The sequence below is a fragment of the Marinoscillum pacificum genome (assembly GCF_024714495.1).
GTDB lineage: Bacteria > Bacteroidota > Bacteroidia > Cytophagales > Cyclobacteriaceae > Marinoscillum > Marinoscillum pacificum.
Genome location: NZ_JAMZMJ010000001.1, coordinates 1,349,715 through 1,370,676, shown reverse-complemented (window position 1 = coordinate 1,370,676; position 20,962 = coordinate 1,349,715). Strand labels below are relative to the sequence as shown.

General features: G+C 39.0%; 15 protein-coding genes. 9 read left to right on the top strand and 6 right to left on the bottom strand.

Annotated features, from left to right (window positions below; translation table 11 throughout):
• Nucleotides 1–84: 84 nt before the first annotated feature.
• From NXS00_RS05865 to NXS00_RS05855, 3 genes are all read right to left on the bottom strand, one after another.
• Complete coding sequence (locus tag NXS00_RS05865) at nt 85–282, bottom strand: CsbD family protein (RefSeq protein WP_308708626.1); 198 nt, start codon at nt 280–282, stop codon at nt 85–87.
• Nucleotides 283–468: 186 nt separating this feature from the next.
• A complete protein-coding gene (gene fabF / locus NXS00_RS05860) occupies nt 469–1,710 on the bottom strand; it encodes a beta-ketoacyl-ACP synthase II (protein ID WP_258098187.1) in 1,242 nt (413 codons plus the stop codon).
• Nucleotides 1,707–2,264: a TetR/AcrR family transcriptional regulator gene (locus NXS00_RS05855; RefSeq protein WP_258098186.1), complete on the bottom strand. Its 558-nt coding sequence runs from the start codon at nt 2,262–2,264 to the stop codon at nt 1,707–1,709. Before NXS00_RS05855 ends, fabF begins: the two co-directional genes overlap by 4 nt.
• A 231-nt stretch (nt 2,265–2,495) precedes the next feature.
• Here NXS00_RS05855 and NXS00_RS05850 point away from each other — a divergent pair, with 231 nt between their 5' ends.
• Nucleotides 2,496–3,125, top strand: a complete 630-nt coding sequence (locus NXS00_RS05850; protein WP_258098185.1) for a hypothetical protein — start codon at nt 2,496–2,498, stop codon at nt 3,123–3,125.
• A complete protein-coding gene (locus tag NXS00_RS05845) occupies nt 3,088–4,686 on the top strand; it encodes a hypothetical protein (protein ID WP_258098184.1) in 1,599 nt (532 codons plus the stop codon). Before NXS00_RS05850 ends, NXS00_RS05845 begins: the two co-directional genes overlap by 38 nt.
• Nucleotides 4,687–4,760: 74 nt before the next feature.
• Here NXS00_RS05845 and NXS00_RS05840 read toward each other — a convergent pair whose 3' ends face one another.
• Together NXS00_RS05840 and NXS00_RS05835 are read right to left on the bottom strand one after the other, a co-directional pair.
• Nucleotides 4,761–6,299 (bottom strand): S8 family peptidase, encoded by a 1,539-nt coding sequence (locus NXS00_RS05840; RefSeq protein ID WP_258098183.1) that lies wholly within the window; start codon nt 6,297–6,299, stop codon nt 4,761–4,763.
• 548 nt (nt 6,300–6,847) lie between these two features.
• Nucleotides 6,848–7,693 carry a winged helix-turn-helix domain-containing protein gene (locus NXS00_RS05835; protein WP_258098182.1) on the bottom strand — a complete coding sequence of 282 codons (846 nt, stop codon included), beginning with the start codon at nt 7,691–7,693 and terminating at the stop codon, nt 6,848–6,850.
• A 130-nt stretch (nt 7,694–7,823) separates the two neighbouring features.
• Between NXS00_RS05835 and NXS00_RS05830 the strand changes: the two genes are divergently transcribed.
• From NXS00_RS05830 to NXS00_RS05805, 6 genes are all read left to right on the top strand, one after another.
• The gene (locus tag NXS00_RS05830; protein WP_258098181.1) at nt 7,824–10,817 is read left to right on the top strand and encodes a glycosyltransferase family 117 protein; all 2,994 of its coding nucleotides are present in this window, start codon (nt 7,824–7,826) and stop codon (nt 10,815–10,817) included.
• A gap of 129 nt (nt 10,818–10,946) precedes the next feature.
• Nucleotides 10,947–13,850, top strand: coding sequence for an ATP-binding protein (locus NXS00_RS05825; protein WP_258098180.1), 2,904 nt, complete (start codon nt 10,947–10,949; stop codon nt 13,848–13,850).
• Between the two features lie 321 nt (nt 13,851–14,171).
• Entirely contained in the window at nt 14,172–14,603 is a 432-nt protein-coding gene (locus NXS00_RS05820) for a DUF2141 domain-containing protein (protein ID WP_258098179.1), read from the top strand.
• Nucleotides 14,604–14,753: 150 nt separating this feature from the next.
• The gene (locus NXS00_RS05815) at nt 14,754–15,200 is read left to right on the top strand and encodes a hypothetical protein (protein ID WP_258098178.1); all 447 of its coding nucleotides are present in this window, start codon (nt 14,754–14,756) and stop codon (nt 15,198–15,200) included.
• A gap of 10 nt (nt 15,201–15,210) precedes the next feature.
• The gene (locus tag NXS00_RS05810) at nt 15,211–17,943 is read left to right on the top strand and encodes an outer membrane beta-barrel protein (RefSeq protein WP_258098177.1); all 2,733 of its coding nucleotides are present in this window, start codon (nt 15,211–15,213) and stop codon (nt 17,941–17,943) included.
• A gap of 237 nt (nt 17,944–18,180) precedes the next feature.
• Nucleotides 18,181–19,263 carry a fatty acid desaturase family protein gene (locus NXS00_RS05805; RefSeq protein ID WP_258098176.1) on the top strand — a complete coding sequence of 361 codons (1,083 nt, stop codon included), beginning with the start codon at nt 18,181–18,183 and terminating at the stop codon, nt 19,261–19,263.
• A 17-nt stretch (nt 19,264–19,280) separates the two neighbouring features.
• Here the strand turns inward: NXS00_RS05805 and NXS00_RS05800 are convergent, their stop codons facing one another.
• A complete protein-coding gene (locus tag NXS00_RS05800; protein WP_258098175.1) occupies nt 19,281–20,039 on the bottom strand; it encodes an oxygenase MpaB family protein in 759 nt (252 codons plus the stop codon).
• A gap of 216 nt (nt 20,040–20,255) precedes the next feature.
• Here NXS00_RS05800 and NXS00_RS05795 point away from each other — a divergent pair, with 216 nt between their 5' ends.
• A complete protein-coding gene (locus tag NXS00_RS05795) occupies nt 20,256–20,945 on the top strand; it encodes an ABC transporter ATP-binding protein (protein ID WP_258098174.1) in 690 nt (229 codons plus the stop codon).
• Nucleotides 20,946–20,962 lie beyond the last annotated feature (17 nt).

Here is a 20,962-nt window from a genome sequence, read left to right as displayed (position 1 = left end):
TTTGGGCTGGTTGATGTAGTAATGATGAATAGAAATAAAAAAGCAGGCCTCTCGACCTGCTTTCAATTTTTGAGTTATTAGTTCTTAAAGAAGCTTGGAGTCCAACTCTACGAGTTCTTCTTCCAGTTCTTCTTTGGTCTTTCCTGTTTTTTCTTGAAGAATACCGATTAGCTCTTCGGCCTTTCCTTCAGCCATTTTAAGATCATCATCTGTAAGTTCTCCATATTTCTCCTTCAACTGGCCTTTTAACTGATACCAGTTTCCTTTGATCTGTAAATCCATACTAATAAGGGTTATGTCTTAAGTTTAATTGTTGTTTCTATAAATATAACGATCTCAAAATGAGATTGTTATCATTTTTCAGGATTTTTTGATTGACGAAAGACGTGATGAGCTGTTGATTACTTAAATAGAAAAGGCCCCGTTTCCATCTGGAAACGGGGCCTTTTACTAAGCTATTTCTATTAATTAGCTGAACTTCTTAAACAAGGTGATCGCATTATGACCGCCAAAACCGAAGCTATTGTTCATAGCAACTTCTACCTTCTTTTCTAAGGCTTGTTGTGCCACGATTTTTAAATGTCCAGGTACCTCAGGATCCAATTCCTCCAGATTGATGGTAGGAGGTACCACATTGTCCTGTATGGCTTTGATACAGAAAATACTTTCAATGGCTCCTGCAGCTCCAAGTAAGTGACCAGTCATAGACTTGGTAGAGCTTACATGTAGTCTTTCAGAAGTGCCAAAAGTGTTATTGATTGCTTTAATCTCACTGATGTCACCAACAGGAGTAGAAGTTGCGTGAGCGTTCACATAATCCACTTCTGATGCATTCAATCCTGCTTCAGCGAGAGCGTTTTCCATTGCTCTGGAAGCTCCTTTTCCTTCAGGATGTGTGGCTGTCATGTGATATGCATCTGCAGTCATAGATGCACCTACAATTTCAGCGTATATTTTTGCACCACGCGCTTTGGCGTGCTCCAGTTCTTCTAAAACCAACGCTCCAGCACCTTCACCCATCACGAAACCATCTCTGTTTACATCAAATGGTCTAGATGCTTTTTCTGGCTCATCGTTTCTGGTAGACATTGCTTTTAGAGCGTTAAATCCTCCGATAGATGCAGAGGTCACAGGACATTCTGAACCACCAGTAATGAATACTTTCGCTTTACCCAATTTGATGTAATTGAAGGCGTCCATGATAGAGCTGTTGGCGGTAGCACAAGCAGCCACTGTGGTGTAGTTGATGCCCATTAAACCAAATTTCATGGAAATCAACCCTGATGCCATATTGGAAATCAGCTTTGGAATAAAGAATGGGCTAAACCTTGGTGTTCCATCACCAGACGTAAATGCTCCAACTTCCTGCTCGAAAGTGTCCATTCCTCCCTGACCAGATCCCCAGATTACTCCAATGTCAAAAGGATCTATCTTAGAAAGATCTAGTCCACTGTCATTAAGTGCTTCGGTACTAGAGTACAAAGCATATTGAGTGAATCGATCGGAACGTTTAATTTCATTTCTATCCAAAACGTCCTTAGGATCGAAGCCTTTCAGCTCACATGCAAAGGTGGTTTTAAACTTTTCTGTATCGAAATAGGTAATTGGTTTTGCACCTGAAACGCCATTTACGGCATTCTTCCAAGTTTCTTCGAGGTTATCACCAAGAGGTGATAAGGCTCCAAGACCAGTTATAACTACACGTTTCATTCGTTATTAAGTAAGTTATCTAATATAGATCGTTTAATTTCTTCAAAGTCATCATCACTAGTTAGCCGTGATAGCTGTAAGCCACCAAGCAAATTTGTGATGATCAGCAGTGCTTTGGTCCTAGGTTGATCGGCAAACCTAAACGTATTTTCCCGCTTTCCCTCTATAAGAATGTCAGTAAGTCCGTTTAGGATGACAGAACTAAGTTCTTTCATCTCATTTTTCATGGAGTCACCAAGTGTCAAGAGGTCCGTAGATAAACTACCTACAATACACACCTGATGAGCTGACTTTCTTTGGTTATAGATGTCAATAAAGCGTAACAGCCTTTCGGTAGGTGTCAGTGTTTTAGCCTCATCAAATAGTGCTTTGGTTTTGTCTATATGACTTTTTATAAGGGATTTTCCTAACTCTTCTTTAGATGAAAAATGATAATGTATGGATGCTTTTTTAATTCCCAATTCATTGGAGATATCAGCAAAGCTGAAAGCATTGTATCCTTTAGAAAGGATCAATTGATCAGTGATTGATAATATGTTATCTCTGGTTGACATATAATTCTTAAAACAAATATACCTACTAGTAGGTAGGTAATCAAAATATTTTATAGAATAAAACTATTCGAAATCTCTTTGGATCATAAATGAAGTATTTGTAATATTACTTTGATAATTACCTGTTTAGTTTTGTAATTTTTTGATAAGCAGGTAATTAAAGACTCTGTTGCCGTATAGAGTTATTTGCCGCACCACTTCATTTTTTAATCTTTTCAAAACAGTCATGTTATGAAAGAAGTGGGAAGAATTCTGTTTCCTTGTTTGTTCTTTTTTACTCTAAATGCTTATTCTCAGATATCTGTTGAGGTAGGGTTTGGTGTGGGACTATGGCATGAATCGCACATTGTCAATGCTGATTCGAAACAAAATCCTCTTCAAGTTTATGCAGAATTGGGTTCGGAGAGAAGCCTGTTCTCTATGACTTTTTTTTATGATTTTAAGTCCTCATACACTTTTGAAAATTATCAATTGAATCCTGATTTTTATGGGGTTTCCATCAATCGCCAGTTGTTCGGTTGGGAGAGTAATCCGATAAAGTTCAGGCTACTAGCTTCTGCAGGTGTCATCTATGAGATTCATCATTTTATAGATAATGGAAATATTAATGTTCCAGGATATGAATTCCATGAGGAGTATCAGGAAGGTTTTGGATATGCTGTTGGTGTGATACCTAAGTTGTATTTTAAAAACCTTGTTTTATCAACACAATTTCAGTGGTTGAGATCAAATCAGAAGTTTATTGCGGGTCAGTTTGATTCACAAACCTTCCAGACTGGTTCCAATAGATTAGTAATAAGCCTAGCCTATCAATTTATATTCAATGAAAACCAAACAAGTACTTGTCCGACTTATTTTTAGTTTATTGACTTTGATCCTGTACAATAGTTGTAAGGAGGAAGTGATCACGCATGACATCTTCGAAATAGAAGAAGCAAATCCAGATAATATGCATATTCTGGAGATAGACAACCTTGGAAAGGTTTATGTGAATAACGATCGTGTTAATGTTCTGGATGATCACGCTCAGATTAAGGGTACTATTTTTTCTTTGGTTAATGATGAGTTTGTTCCCATTACAAGTGGAGATTTTTCATTGACTCGATCAAGTACCGATGTTTATGATGAATTATATGGTTATGGGTTAGCAACACTTCCAGAGATTGGTGTGTTTTCTGATATACTCACAGAGTATTCATCAGGGGCTAATTTTATGATGAAGAGTGGTGCAGCGATACGAGAACAAGACCCGTTGGCACCACTAAATTCAAATCAAAATTATTTAGGGATTCAGCTGGACGAGAGCATAGGTGAGCAGCTGCGATTTACCATAGGTAATACATCATTTCAACCCAAATCACTTTATATGGAACCTAATGATCCGATGATTTATTTCAAAGGAGATATCGGGACATCTCCATTTCAAATTATGGATGCATCTCTTGGTTTAAGTGCCAGAGGAGAGTTACTGTTCACCCCTTTTTCATACAGCAATGAATTGTCATCAGTAATGAAGACACCATTACAGTCCATCAATGGAAATATTTATGTTGGAGGTTTAGTACCTATTCCGAAGTATCATATTGAGGTTTTTGGGGAAGCACTAATCGGTTTTACAGCAAATGAAAATGGGTTTAATGCTTTTTTTGAGAATGGTTTTGAAGGGTCGAGTTACCGTATGGGTGTTAATGGTGCTGTAACGCTTACTCAAGACTTTATTTCCTTTCTGCCCAGGATGGAAGTGGGTAGAGCAACAGTGATAGTTGAATTAGAAGAGGAAGGTAATAATTACATTCAGGTAGCAGGAGAGGTTCAAATTCAGAATGGGTTTCTCGGTGAGTTATTGACAAATGTTGGGGGAGGCACTTTAATGTCTCAATTCAGTATGCCTGAACAAACCATAGAGTCCTATTTTTATGTTGGAGATAATACAAATAACTCCCAGTTTTTCATTCGATCGTCCTTGTCTATGACTATTCCCGGAATAGGAGAACAAGATTTGATCAATGCCTTATTTGGTGTGGACTCTGAGCACGTTTATATCGGTGCAGATATGCGTATTCCTGGACTAGCAGAAGTATACGTAAATGGAGATGTTTATTACGATGGTCAATTTTATATTTCTGGTGGAACATCCCTTGAATTGGATGTAGAAGTTGCGAAAGTTAGTGTAAGTTTTGATGTATTGATTACGCATAATGGATTTGAAATTACGGCGCAGGCCTCAGGTGAAATTGCGGGAATTGGATTTACAGTTGAAGTAGGCATTATAATGAATTGGGAAACTGGTGATATGGAGTTGTGTATGGATTTGCCTAGTCCAGTTGGTAACACATGTATAGGTCTGAGAAGAGGTAAGCAAAGGACTTTAAACGGGGAACTCTATCATGGGTGGAGTAAAGAAGACGAGTTGAAATTATAGTCTCTATGGTCGAGCATAATGAAAGGGGTCGTATTAATAACAGATTCGTACGACCCCTTTTATGAGGTTGAGTTTTACTGTACTGCTGCGAGTGCGTCTATTTTTCCCCAGCCAAAGTTGCCATCTCTGGAAGGATAGAAGTCAGAAGCTAGCTTCATGCGATTGAGTACTTGCTCTCTGGATTGAGAAGGGTTAGTCGCCCAAATCAATGCAGCGATTCCTGCTGTAGTTGCAGTGGCAACAGATGAGCCGCCTACATAAGCTGGTTGATTGCCGCTCATAGCTTGTGTCAGAGACGTTCTATCGGTATTAGAGTTTCTTTGCATAGTGACCACAAAATCTACCTTGCTGCCATCATGGCAAGTATTGCATTTGTTGTAGCCATTATCTCTGATACCTGTTACCGCTATCGTTTCATTCATGGTAGCAGGGAAGATGACTCCATACCAGGAAGTCCAGCTTAAGGAAGTGCCCGCCGCAGCGATGATCATTTTACCTTTGCCATATGCATATCTGACACCGTCTTCTACTTGCCCACTAGAGAATACGTCGCCTATGGACATGCTGATGATTTTTACATCTGTTCGATTGCCTAACAATACTAATGCATCGGTTACACCATCTTTTTCACTTCCACCATTAATGATTACATCGCCAGTTCCTCTCACGGCGGCCAGATCACATTTATACGCTACGCCAATGGAACTTCCTGTGGATGTCCGTGGGCCACTAATGGTGCCTGCCATTTGAGTGCCATGTCCGCACTGATCATTAGGCCCATCGGGAGATGCCCACCACCACCAGCTGCTGACATAAGTGCCATATTTTGTTCTACTTCTACCGGTGCTGTATCCTGAAGCAAAGTTTCCATTTAAGTTAGATTGGTCTGGAGAAATACCAGTATCGATCAAACCAACGGTGATATTGTCGCCAGTGCTGTAGTTCCATGCTGCTGGAATATTGTGAGCATAATAATTCCATGGGATTTTGCTTCCTGGAGCCACTGTCACATAGTCAGCACTTGGTATAGACCCTGCAGGACTTACATCGCATCCAGAATCACTTGTGATTCTGTTGTTATTGGATTTGATTTCAGAATCATCATAGGTGAATGAATTAGGTTCAGCATACCGAACCTCCTTCATTTCACGTAATCTTTCGATTACAGCCACCTGATAGGTTTTGATTTTGATAAATGGAAGCGTTTCGTGCTCCATAACTATGAGATCCTGAGCGCTTTCGTTTACATCCAATGCGATAAGAACTTCATCAATGTTGTTGATGACTTTGGCCTTGGCATCTATCCACTCTTGAGAAGTGATGTCAATCTCATGTAATCGCTCATTGACGTTTGCAAATGATGCTGGCTTGAAGCCGATAACCATGGTTGAATCATTATGAGTCATTGCTGAGGATACTTCTTCACTGGTTAGTTTGTCCCAGTGAAATTCGCCATCGCGAGTTAATACTTCATAAGCAGATTGATTGACTCGAGTCAGGGTGTAATGAGGAGTTTGTACCAATGGATCAATTTGAAGTTGTTCTTCATGATCCGTATGACATCCATAGGCCATGATCGCGAGGATCATCGCTGGGAGGAGTGAGTTTTTCATATTGGGTTAGTGTTAAGTTGTTATCTCCTCTGAATTTACAATTAATAAGAGATAACTGCAAGAGAATGATTTGAATCTCAGATTACACTAGTTATATAAACGGTGACTGATAGGTAAATAATAAAAAGCAGTAGCAATGGCCACTTTTTTACGATCTCGGTGGTATTCATAGTTTTCATGGTTTGTGAGTATAAAGTTCAAAATACCGAACCGCGTATGTAAGGGGAGATTACTCAATATGAAGATTCAGTACAACCCGCATTGCGACACGTAATTCCCTTGCGGGGATTGTTTAGTGTTGGATTTTTGACGGATTTTTTTTTGAGTATTCAATCTTATTCAACCAGCTGATAAGTAGGGGTTTAGATGGTGTTTTGTGGTTTTTTGAGAAAAAGTGATTAAGATAAATTTCTCAGAGTATTAGGAATTGAAAATAAATCTTTTTTATCTTCGAGTATTAGTTAATCATTATGGCTGATCGGTTAGTACCCGATCTAGAAAGCCCCGGGTTCCACCGGGGCTTTTCGATTTTATAGGGTTCTGGGATTTTAGTGTTTGTTCACATTCAAGCGATACCCAATCGATCTCAAATTCTCAATCTTGACTTTTTCGTCTTCTTTTAGGTACTTTCTGATTTTAGAGATAAAGACATCCATGCTTCGAGCAACAAAGAATCCATCTTGCTCCCAAACGTTCTCTAGAAACACTTTGCGTTCGATGACTTGGTTTGGGTTTTCAAAAAACAATTTCAGTATCTGATTTTCCTTGTAGGTAAGTTGATAGTTACTGTGACCAATCGTTAACTGCTGATTGTGCACATCTAAAGAACAGTTCGCAACTTTTAACAGATGGTTATCAATGTTTTTTGTTTCGCTAGCTTTTATCTGAAAATATTGATATCCGAACCAAATCAATAGCGCGATGATCAATAGAGCAAATAACATGAAGTCAGATTGCCCCAAAAGGAAGTTGTTTCTGGATGGAAACATGACGGCAAAGTTCTTTTGGATCGCATCGGCTTCTATGGTGGCATACTCCGGAATAGCGTTGGCTGTTGACTTAACCGTAGTAACGTGGATTAGTGAATCATCTTTCGCATTGTAAATGCCGATTTCATAGTCTAACTGGATATTGCGCGCTGCTAGTTCTTTGCGGATTAAAGTATCAACTGTCTCATTTGTCACTGAGGCATTGCTGTTGACAAAGAAGTAATTCGCCGATCTTTTTTCTACACTGATGTTTTCAGACATGGTGTCCGCTGCAGCGAAAAGAGCAGACGATACGGTATGGTCAAATTCATTGGCTTTAGCATCATAGGCTTGTGCTAACCAATAGGCCTGGGCGCAAATCATCAAACCCAGGGTGATACTTCCGTAAATTACTAGCTTCTTCAAGTGGTTTCTTTTGGATAAAAATAATTGTTCCAGATTGCAGAATAAAGGTTTTAGGTCATTTTAACATTCGTTTAACACTTCTTTACACTTCTTAACCATGATTTTTTGAGGCTGCATTTATGCTTGCTGCATGAAAACAATCACACTCAATCGATCTAATCGTTTTTACCTTTTGGCTGTTATTTTTCAGGTAGTAGCACTGCTCATGATGGCCCTTGATCCGGTCCAGCATGGTCTGGGTATTCTCACCCTTTGGATAGCTCCTATAGTTCTGTTCGTTGGGTTGTTCTTACCGATCATACCACTGATGAATGGAAGAGGATGGAAATATTTAAAGCAGTCTGCTAAAGAAAATCAGTTGCAAACTATTGGGTTTGCAGTATCATTTTTGGTGTCTTTTGTCACATATCTGATCACGTTAGAGCCCACTGCTTCATTGTGGGACTGCTCGGAAACCATTGCCGCCGCTTATAAGCTTCAGGTCCCCCATACTCCGGGCACACCATTGACATTATTGTTCGGAAGGTTGTTTTCCATGTTAGCTTTTGGAGAGGTAAACAATGCGGCCTGGTGCATCAATATGATGTCTGGTTTCTTTTCTGCGCTGGCAGTAGGATTTACATTTTTGGTCATCTGGTATTTTGGGAGTCAGTTTGTTCAGCTTAAATCCGTTTTGCTGATCGGTGGATTGGTTGGGTCTTTCATGTTGACCTTTTCAGATTCATTTTGGTTTTCAGCGGTTGAAGCTGAGACTTATGGGCCGTCTGTTTTCTTCATGGTGCTGTTGATTTGGTTGAGTTTAAAACCAGGGTCATTACGAGAAAAGGAGAAGTCAAATAGAATGTTGCTATTCAGTTACCTTCTAGGGCTTTCATATTGTATACACCCGATGTGTATTTTGATTCTTCCTGTTTGTGTAATCCTCTGGAGATCTGAACAGCAGCGAACCTGGTGGCAATTTACTCTCTCGTTCATCATAGGCGGTGTGATCATTTTATTCATTAGTAAAGTGATAGCTGTTGATCTGTTCGAGTGGGCTTTTCTGATGGACTTATTTGCGGTAAATACGCTTTCACTGCCTATGTATTCCGGCGTATTTTTAATGCTAATCGTAATTTCAGGTCTCTTGATTTTTATTTGGCAGAAATATACTCATTTGAAGCTCTTTGTGCTTTCTCTTGTGTTTTTAGTAGCTGGTTTTTCTCCTTATATCATGCTGTTTGTTCGTTCCACGCAGATGCCGCCAATCAATGAATTTGTGCCAGGTGATTTGGCCAAAATAAAGCCATACATGAATCGTGAGTCTTATCCCGGGAGACCATTAGTATATGGGCCTTATTTCGATGCTAAAATCAATGAAGTGAGTACTAAAGCGAATGCATATGTTGTTCAAAATGAAGCTTACAAACAGGTAGGAGAGGTTCCGCAATATCACTACGAGTCAGACAGACAAACCATATTGCCTAGAATCTACAGCAATGACCCGGCTCATGTTCGGGTTTACCAACAATGGACAGGACTTTCGTCTGGGCAACAGCCAAAATTTTCTCATAACTTAAAGTTTATGCTAGACTATCAAATTGGGCATATGTATCTGAGATATGTTCTGTGGAATTTTGGTGGGCGGATCAGTGATGAGCAACATGCTGGATGGGCAAAGCCATGGAGTGGGTTGATTTCTCGTGAAAACCTGGGCTACAACAAAGCATATAATCAATATTTCATGTTGCCTTTCCTGCTAGGCATAATGGGACTGTATTTTCATGCAAAGAAAGATCGAAGAGGATTCGTAGCAAACATGACCTTCTTTTTGATCACCGGACTTCTTCTCACTCTATATCTAAACGGTACACCTAATGAACCCCGAGAACGTGATTATATCTATGTAGGATCTTATTTGGCTTTTTGTATTTGGGTTGGAATTGGAGCAATGTGGGTTGGAGATACCCTGAAGGGTAAGAAGTTAGAGTTGGTATCAGCAATTCTTTTAACGCTGCCTGCTTGGGTAGCATATCAAAACTGGGATGATCATGATCGTTCTGCACGAACATTTCAAATGGACTATGCAAGGTCTATTTTGGATAGCTGTGAAGAAGGCGCTATTCTATTTACTGGCGGAGATAACGATACGTTTCCACTTTGGTATTTGCAGGAAGTGGAGGGATTTAGAACAGATGTTCGAGTCAAGGTGCTAAGTTATTTCAATGCCGACTGGTATATCAATGACTTGACCAGAGACTATTATGACTCACCTCCAGTACAACTTACACTTCAGCAAAGCTCAGCTGAATATGGTCCTTATGATCCAGTGTATGTGCAGGAGACTATGGATAAACCAATTTCCTGGTCTAAATACATGGATGCGCTTAATGCTCGCAATCCCAATCTCATTCTAAAAAATCGGAAAAGTGAATTCTTTGTATTGCCTTCCAGAAAGCTTTCCGTAGCAACTGAGAAGGGAAATTTAGAAGTGCAAGTTTCTGGATCGTACCTGCCAAAAAGTGAAATGGCTATTTTGGATTTAATAGCCTCCAATAATTGGAAAAGACCTATCTATTTCAATTTTACAGGACTTCATAGCATAGATCTTGATTTGAGAAAATATGCTGTTCAAGAGGGTCAAGTGTATCGGCTTACAACATCCAAACATCAGGAAGATCAAATTCCTATGGATTTGGAGAAGTCTTATCAAAATCTCGTGACTAATGCTGACTACAGTAATCTTTCTAATGAGGACGTATATTTCAACTATGAGGATTTTCAAGCACGAATGATCAATCCTGCCAGGTTTGCATTCAATACGTTGATAATAGAATTTATCAGGCAAGGGGATTTATCTAAGGCAAAGGAAATTTCATTAATGGCAAAGGAGACATTCTACACGGACCATTTGCAGCCATCTTTTGGGAACATACAGTTGAGTCAAATATTGAATGAATTGGGGCTGAACTTGGAGTCGAGTGAATTGTTAATTCAGCTCATAGAGCATCATTTGGCTTATGTAGAAAAGGTTCTGAGCGATGGAGATGAGGTTGAAGAAAGAGTGTTGGTGATATTGCGCGAAGCTGTTAGGATTCTTGATCAGCCAGAGTATAAAGAAGCATATAAAAGGCTTGTTAAATGATTCTATAAAACGGAATAGTGATTTAGATTTAATTATTGGGTAAGTTTTGGGTTGTTCTTTTTTAGGAGAAGCAGTATTTAGTTGGCTAGTCTGTTTTTAGTGACTAAATTGATCGCTTACCCAATTTTTATGACCAGGATCAAATCATTTTCAGTTATTAGTAAAAGACTGGCATCTTTATTCACAGTTGCCGTGTTACTAGTAATTGCATTAGTATTTGTACTCAATAATCAGCAAGCGCATTATATTAAAAGTAGTAACGATTTAGGTGCGATCATCAATAAATCAGGTCGTCAACGAATGCTGAGTCAGTTACTGACCAAAGAAATAGTTATCGCCAAACAGACAGGCTTAACTTCAGAAAAAATACTTGAACTTGATTCTATTCTAGGGCTATTTGAATCTTCCAATCAACTATTACTTACCAAAAGCAGTCAGATTTCCCGTCAGGAGTTAACGGATTTGTTTGCTAACATCAATCAACCGTATCAACAAATTGTAGAGCAGTCTCGAGCATTTGTACTGCAGGATACATTAGTGTTTGAGATGGATGATTTGTTGGCAGCGGAACAGGCATTTCTTCCGCTCATGGATTCTATTACCCTTCAGTTTGAGCAGGAAGAATCACGACTATTGTATCAAATCAATGAAACTGTTTCATATTCAAATTACATAGTTGCTATTGCAGTATTACTATCTGGGAGTTTGGTGTTTTTTATTACCATAACGATCATTCGCAATTTTGCGACTAAGCTCAAACTTGTAGAAGAGGAGTTAAAGCGTTCACTTGAGAGTGAGAAGAATAAAGTCCAGAAATTTCAATTTCTAACCAATACAATTCAAGTTGGAATATGGGAAAAGGACCTTAGGGATTCCACAGAAAAATGGTCTGACAGGTTGTATGAGATTCTTGGCTATACCAAGGAAGAATATAAAGGGACAGCAGATGAGTTTATGGGGCTGGTTCATCCTGCTGATTTACCGAAGCTACAAGAAGCAAGTTCAGGCTCAATTGCTACTGGTAAACCTGCAACTGTTGAACTTAGAGTTAAAAAAAGTAATCGTGAATATATATGGGTTGAGGCATCTGGAAATGCTAAGAGAGGTGATGATGGAAATGTAGAACTGCTCATAGGTGGCGTTCAGGAAATAACAGACAGAAAGTTATTAGAAGTCCAATTGCGTGTTTTCATAGAACGTGCCCCGGCAGCTATTGCCATGTTTGATACCGATATGCGCTATCTGGCAGCTAGTCATAAATGGAAAGAAGATTATGCCATAATAGATCAGGAAATTATTGGAAGATCGCACTATGATGTTTTTCCTGAAATCGGTGACGATTGGAAAGAGGTACATCAGAAGTGTTTAAAGGGACATGTGGATGTCAATGAAGAAGATCCTTTTGAAAGGGAAGATGGCAGTTTGCAATACATCAAATGGGAAGTAAGACCTTGGTATCGCTCTGAAGAGCAGGTAGGAGGAATCTTAATGTTTACCCAGGATGTTACTCAGTCTATTAGAGAGAAAGAAGAACTCAAAAAAGCGAAAAAAGAGGCTGAAGCAGCTGCAAAATCACGAGAAGATTTTCTTGCAACAATGAGCCACGAAATCAGGACTCCATTAAATGCGATAATCGGGATTTCTCACATTCTCCAAATGGAAGATCATAAGCCTGAGCAAGCGGACCAAATTAGATTACTGAGATTTTCTGGAGAAAATTTGCTTTCCTTGATTAATGACATACTCGATATTTCAAAAATTAATTCAGGTAAAATAGAACTGAGTTTAAGCAATTTTGATCTTAAATATCTGGTCGAGAATATCAATAATTCATTAGTCTTTAAGGCCAAGGAGAATATGGTGGATCTGAGGGTCCATTATGATGAGAGTTTGCCAAATCATTTTGTTGGGGACGTCACCAGAATAGCCCAAATAATGAATAACCTGATTGGTAATGCTATTAAGTTTACGAATAATGGTCAGGTACTTGTGTCGGTAGTCAAGGTTGACTTGAGTGATGAATTTATTAAACTTAGGTTGAGTGTGAAAGATACTGGGATTGGTATTGATCCTGCGAATATTGAAAAGATATTTAACTCGTTTGAACAAGCTGAAGAGGGAACAACACGACGCTTTGGAGGAACTGGCTTAGGCCTTTTTATTGCTAAAAAGCTAGTAGAATTGATGGGAAGCACGATTCATGTAGAGAGTGAATTGGGTAAAGGTTCTACATTCTATTTTGACTTGGAACTACCACCGGTTACAGAAGAGCAATCAGAAGAGAGAGCTGAGGTGCGGAGTTCAGGGTTTGAACGGATGGATTTGAATATTCTCGTTGCAGAAGATAACACTGCTAATCAGGTTATTGTAATGAAGTATCTGAACGCTGTTGGAATTTCTTACGACATAGTGTCGGATGGAGCTAAGGCTTTAGAACTCATTCATTCCATGGAATATGATATTGTTTTCATGGATTTGCAGATGCCTGTTATGGATGGCTATGAAGCAACTCGAGCAATCCGCAATTTATCAGGTTCTTATTTTAAGGATATTCCAATAGTAGCACTTACGGCAGATGCATTTGCAGATATCAAGGGGCATATTCAAGTCATTGGGATGAGTGATTTTTTAAGTAAACCATTCAGACCTTCCATGCTATATGATATTATTAAAAGGAATGCAGGTAAAGTAAAACCGAAGAAAAGGAAGTTGAACTTAGCTGTGGTCCTAGATGAATTAGCTGATGGTGATATTGCATTCCGAGAGACATTCTCGAAACAATGCCTGGAAAGTTACACGGAGTTTTTCCTCGCTTTCAATGTATTGTTGGTAGAGTCTGATAAAGTTGAGCTTGGTAAGATCTCACATAAAATAAAAAGCCTAAACACACAGTTTGGACTATCCGGTCTTCAGGAAGCTCTGGATGTCTTGAAAGATGAGGATGATTATACAAGTAATAAAGTGACAATTAAGAAGGTGTTGGAAATCACCAAAGAGGTTATAAATGAATTGAAAAAGCAACTAGCCAGTTAATTTGATAATTGTTTTTTGCATTTAACTTCCAGGTAAACTAATGGTTGAATGCTAGCTTTTCTTGGTACAGGAAATTAACCTCAATATTCTCTTTTTACTTCATTTTGGATCGATTATTACTCATGTCAATGAGCTTATTGACTTAGGATCAACGATTAGTACTTGATAGGCTGATCACTATAACTTGATCAAGTTTTATTAGTTCAAGTTCTTTTTTGTAAATGATGCGGTATTTTAAATAACACTGTGTTGATATTTGCGTAATAGTTCGAAGCAATCCTGTGTTGGAATACGTGTGAAGTTGGAATTGCTTGATTGTTTATGATTAAGACTTGTTTATTGTGGATCTCACTGTTTGGAACATGGTGGTCCAATCCTGCAATATCGGTTACCGTGCGATTTGAAGGAATCAAATATCCGGATGGATTCATTTTTGTTGGTCTTTATGAAAATCAGGAAAGCTGGGATCAACGCTTACCTTCCAGAGAAATCAATTTTGAGAAATGGACGATGAGAGATGGAAGTCTTATTGGTACAGTTTCTGATCTAAAGCCTGGGAAAAAGTATGGATTGGCTGTATTAGACGATGCCAATGGTAACAATGTTGTGGATATGGGATTCATCTTTCCTGAGGAGGGATTCGGGTTTAGTAACTTTCAAGTAAAAGGGTTTAGATTGCCTCGATTTGATGATTTTGCATTTACTTACCCTGCTAGCGACACCATTGTAGTGAAAATGCGCTATTTGTTTTAATTAATCAGTTTCTTGTCATTCATAAAAGTCAATATTGATTATAAGTCATGGTTTGTTGACATTATGAGTGTATTGGTTGAAAACTTCTGCACAGTAGCTTATCGGTTAGTAATTTCAAGTTGTAATTCAAATAGAAACAACTGACCGTTCATGCATATTTCAATAAAAACTGCTCTATTGGCGTCATTTCTAGTCGCCCTATTCAATATACCACAAGTCTTTTCTCAGCCCCCTGGTAGACCTCCCGGAGGAATGGACATGTCTGATATGGTGAGTCGTGAAAAACAAACGCTATATAAGAACATCTCGAACCTTTCCGATGATCAAAAACTGCTGTTGGATGGCATTTATGATGAGTTTGCCCTGACCATGAAGCAGAATATGGAGGAGATGCGAAACAATAGAGGCTCAATGGATCGAGAATCCATGAGAGCTAAAATGGATGCGCTCCGTGAGGAAAAGAACAATCTCATCAAAGATGTGCTGAATAGTGATCAATATGCGATCTACCTTGATCAGATAGAGAGTGCTTTTGGCGCTCGAAGAAGGCGAACAGAGCAGGTGAATCCTGCCGATACGACTGTTTCAGATCAGTAATTCTACGAACATGTTAGTCAAATACGTACTGGGAGTCGCTCTATTGATGAGCGTATTATCTGCTGCTGCTCAAGACGAGACGATCACAGCTGTAGGAAGTATCAAAGATGCTAAAGATCAATCTGCTGTTATTGGAGCAACGATATTCTTTAAAAATGTTAAGGATTCACCTCGATCCAAATATGCTGTAAGTGCAGTGGACGGATCTTTTCAAGTTAAGAATCTGGAGCAAGCGTTTTACCGGATTATCATCCAGAGTCTAAGTTATAAGACCTATACACAAATCATTCGTGTGAGTCAGTCTGGGGTTAATCTTGGAGTCATTAGCCTGGAACCAGACTCTAAAGTGCTGGATGTGGTCGAGATAAAAGGTGACGTAGTGCCTGTAGAGCAAAAAGGTGATACGATTTTGTACAATGCCGATGCATTCAAGGTAAATCCTGATGCAAGTACGAGAGATTTGGTAAGTAAAATGCCTGGGATTGTGGTGGATGATGATGGTGTCTCAGCCAATGGAGAAACTGTTCAGCAAGTGCTACTTGATGGGAAGCGATTTTTTGGTCAGGATCCACTTCTTTCTCTGAATACAATTCCTGCAGAAGTGGTCAAGCGTGTTGAGGTATTTGATCAGATGAGTGAACAATCTCAATTGACAGGGTTTAATGATGGTAATACAACAAAGACCATCAATGTGGTGACTAAAGAAGAAAAACAAAATGGTGTTTTCGGTCGGTTATACGCAGGCTACGGAACCAATGATTTGTATACCGCAGGTGGAAACATCAACTCTTTTCACAAAGATTCCAGACTTACTGTTATGGGCATGTCCAACAATATCAATCAGCAGAATTTCAGTAGTGAAGATTTAGCGGGTGTTGGTGGCGGAGGTCGTGGAGGATTTCGAGGAGGACCAGGGCAAGGGAGTTCAGGTTTCTTTACTGGTTTGCAAAGTGGTATAAGCAAAACCAATGCTCTAGGTGGCAACTTTACTGATAATTGGGGCTCCAAAGTCACCTTTGAGGGTAGCTATTTTTACAATCAAACAGCAAATCAAAACGATCAAGAGACCAATCGAGAAACTTTTTTAACTGATGAGACACAGACTTATGATGAATCGGTAACATCTTCTTCCGATAATGCGAATCATCGCTTTAACTCACGGATTACATATGCTATCAATGACAGGAATAAATTAGTAGTACGGCCTACATTGAGTTATCAAAACAACAGTAGCCAAACTCATACATTAGGTCAGACTTTTGATGAGCAATTAGAATTGATCAATCGTACAGATAATGATTATCAAAGTGACAATGTGGCTTATAATCTGGAAAATGAAGTGTTGTTTCAGCACAAGTTCAATAAGATTGGACGCTCTCTTTCTATCGAAGTGACAAACAAGCTCAATGATATAACACGAGATAATTATTACCAGGATTTGTCAGCGGATTCATTAATTGATTATCATACAGATGAACGGGTTACTAACTGGCAATCTGATATTACATATACAGAACCTGTTGGCGGAACTGCCCAGCTTTCCACAAGTTACCGAGTCACTCATCAGTCTAGATCTTCTGATAAGAAAACCTATGTGGACTTGTCTGATGGAGAAAGTGATTTTGTGAGCTCTTTGTCCAACAAGTTTGAGAGTGGATACACAACGCATTCACCTTCGATCAATTTTGCTAATCGTGCATTCAATAAGATGTTTGATTTTGGCCTGGCCTATCAATATGCAACACTGGATAATAATCAGCAATTCCCTACAGAAGGACAATATGCTAAGCATTTTCACAGTGTTCTACCGACCATTATGGGTAGGATAGATTTGCCAGGAGGTGCTGACATGTTTTTGAGATATGCTGGATCTACCGATGAGCCTTCCATTGATCAATTGCAGAATGTGATTGATAATAGCAGTCCACTGTTTTTGACCATGGGTAATCCTGAGTTGAATCAGAGTTATTCCAATAGTTTGATGGTTCGGTTTGCAAAAGCCAATGTGGAAAAGAATACTTCCCTTTCGAATTTCACGCGCGTGGAAACTACGAGTAATTACATAACCAATGCAACCTACATCATGACTTCAGATTCTGTCCTTTCCGAGGACGTTACGGCAGGTAGAGGTGCTCAGCTTTCTGTTCCTGTGAATCTGGATGGCTATTGGAATATTAGCAACAATACCACTCATTCGGTTTCCATTTCGGCTATTGAGTCCAATCTCAACACGTCCTTGGGGTTTTCTTATAAGCGCCTTCCTGGAGTGACGAATAATGTTGAAAGCTTTTCCAATACCTATGGAGCAAATGGTAAACTAGCTGTGGTGAGTCATATCAATGAAAACATTGATTTTAATGTTTCATACAGTGTGAGTGGTAATCTGGTGAAGAACTCTATTCAATCGACTAATAACAGCCAATACGTTTTGCAATCATTAGGAGGGGAGCTAAACTACATCTTCTGGAAGGGGTTTGTGTTTCGAAGTGATATAGGATATCAGCAATACAATGGTGTGTCCGATGCTTCCGATGTTAGCTACACGTTGTGGAACATGAGTTTAGCTAAGAAATTCTTGAAGAATAATTCAGGAGAATTGGAGTTGTCTGTTTTTGACTTATTAGGTCAAAATCAAAGTGTTAGTCAATCAGTAGGGGCTTCCTACATAGAAGAGACCCGAACTCAGGTTCTTCAGCAATACTTTATGTTGAAGTTTACTTATCAAGTGAGGAAATTCGGATGAATTTATTTGTATAAATGGGAGATTGTTCGGGAAAAAGTAGGCATTGACGAAAAATATGTACTTATTTGAAGATTAGAGTTTATAAGTTTCTCACATGGAATACATTCTTGTCTTCCATTTAGCTTTTTTACTTTTTAAAATCACATTAAGAATAGCTCCGTATTTTACTGCCGTAGAAATACTGGAATGATAGATTTCTTTCTACAGAGACTGAAATTAACCAAACCAAAGACCTAATTGAAGACCTACACTTTTTCAAACAAGTGCAATGTAGAATTTGCTTCTACATTACAAGCACGAGTTAACGCCTATTTTAAGGATAATCAAATTACTAAAAATGCCAATGCAGAGATGGTGATGAAATCCATCACGGCGATGACCATCTATCTGGGGCCTTATGCCTTGATCCTTTTTGGAAATATTCAGAGCATACCGTTGTTATTTCTTCTATGGTGTATCATGGGATTCGGGATTGCGTTCATCGGAATGGCAGTGATGCATGATAGTTTGCATAGCTCTTATTCCAAAAGTAAATGGATCAATCAGTTTGTAGCTCTATGCTGCTGGGTGATAGGAGTGGATCCTAAAAACTGGAAAATTCAACACAATGTGCTTCACCATACCTATACCAATGTGGAGGATGCTGATGAGGATATTGAACCTCGGTTTATTTTCCGATTTTCACCGAATCAACCTCACGCATCAATTCAGAGATTTCAACACTTATACGCCATGTTTTTTTACGGATTATCTACACTCATTTGGGTGACCGTAAAGGACTTTTCCAAGGCTTATGGGTATAAGCAAAAAGGTTTGATTCCATCTGGAACGCCATTTTTTATTCATATTGTCCAGGTTGTTATTCGTAAAGCTGTTTACTGGAGCTTGTTTTTAGTGCTCCCGACATTGATATTATCTGTCCCTTTTTGGATGGTGTTGTTGATGTTTCTGAGCATGCACTTCGTTGCAGGATTTATTCTGACTTTCACCTTTCAATGTGCTCATGTAGTGGAAACATCTGAATTTACTTTTTCAGAGGATGGGAAAATAGATGATAACCGATTGGCTCATCAGTTAAAGACAACAGCCAATTTCGGTGTGAATAGCAGGATATTGTTTTGGTTTACTGGTGGGCTTAATCACCAGATTGAGCATCATTTATTCCCGCATATTTGCCATATACATTACCGCCAAATTTCTGGTATAGTTAAGGAAACGGCTAGTGAGTTTGGTTTGCCATACCACACTGAACCTTCACTGGCTTCTGCAGTACTTGGGCATTTGAAAATGCTTAAATCTTTAGGGTCAGCAGATGTCTAATTAACAGGGATATTGCATTAAGCGATGTTCAGTGCTTTAATGTCTTGTTGAAATTCTACTGGGAGTAATAACTTCTTAATTAGGAAATCGAGACGGACTTTCTTAGCTACTTTGTAGGGCACGATGATACCTGTGAAAAGTGACTTTCGTTTCAGGTGAAGTAGATTTTGAACATGTGATGGGGTGATCAGTCTGTACACTTCCTGAAGAACGAAATATCGGGTTTTCCCAAGATGTTTTTTGTATTGTTTGAAAAGATCTTGAGAGTGATCACTGAAGGCAAGATGTTGCATGAGTGAGGATTGTCTAATAACTACCCATTCGTTGAAGGAAGAGGGTAGGTTCTGAATATTCATTCGATTGCCCAACTTGGTGAAGACATTAAATATTTCCTCTTTTTCAGAATAGACCAAAGGTCTTTCAAGTATTTCGTAAGCCACTATAGAGTAATGAATCAATAGATACAAAACATCCTGATAGGCGTGGTTTGGGATTTGAAAACCTCTTGCTGTGGAGACATTTCCATGTATGTTGTTCATTGAGTCGATCACATTGAAAGCATCAGACTCGGATGCAAATACAATCTTTTGAGCGTAAGTAACTGTAGAAAAAAGTCTACCTAATGGATCTGAAGGTAGCTTGCCGGTGAAGTAAAGCCAGTCCACAGACTTGTTCAGAGCAAATTCCGCTGATGCTCCAGCGAAAATCAGCAATACGGTATCTGAGTTACCCCAGATCTTTCGTACAATCGAATTTTTAGTAGCGAAATCCTTCATCTCTTTAGTTCAATTACGAAGTAAAGGTATAAAATAGATTAGAAAGTACTTTGAAATACAGAGTAAAAAATTTCATTATTGAGAATGCTGAAAATTGCTCAGGTCTATTTTTTCAACAGGAAAATAAACGCAACATAATTGCATTAGTGAGATTGTTTGATTTAATATTGCAACATAATTGCATTTACAACTTACAATCAACTAATAGATTCAACTATGTTGGAAGCTATCAACCTAACGAAGCAATACGGACAGCAGGTAGCGCTCAATGGACTCAACCTGAGTGTGGGTGCAGGAGAGGTGTACTGTTTGCTTGGTCAAAATGGAGCAGGGAAGACCACTACGATCAATTTGTTCTTAGGATTACTAAAACCTGATGGAGGCAAAGCCCTGATCGATGGAGTAGAAGTGGGGGCTGGCAATACCAATGAACTAATCGCTTACATACCGGAGATCGTTCAGCTTTATGGTAACATGACAGGGCTCGAAAACCTGGACTTTTTTAGCCGACTGGCTGGTCACAAGCATGATCGTGCTTTTTTGTCTCAGTTGCTCTTAAAGGCTGGTCTCAAAGAAAATGACCACCAAAAGAAGTTGTCATCATACTCTAAGGGAATGAGGCAGAAAGTAGGCATTGCTATCGCACTATCTAAAAAAGCCAAAGTGATCTTTATGGACGAACCAACTTCTGGTTTGGATCCAAAGGCAACGGATGAGTTTACCAAAATCTGTAAGGAACTGGCACAGGATGGTAATTCTATTTTCATGGCCACTCATGATATTTTCAATGCAGTTAATGTAGGGACACGCATCGGTATTATGAAAGAAGGCAACCTGGTTCACTCAGCTGAAACAAACAGTGTCAGTGCTTTGGAGCTTCAGGAGCTTTATTTAAAAACTATCTAAAGCATCACAAACTCATC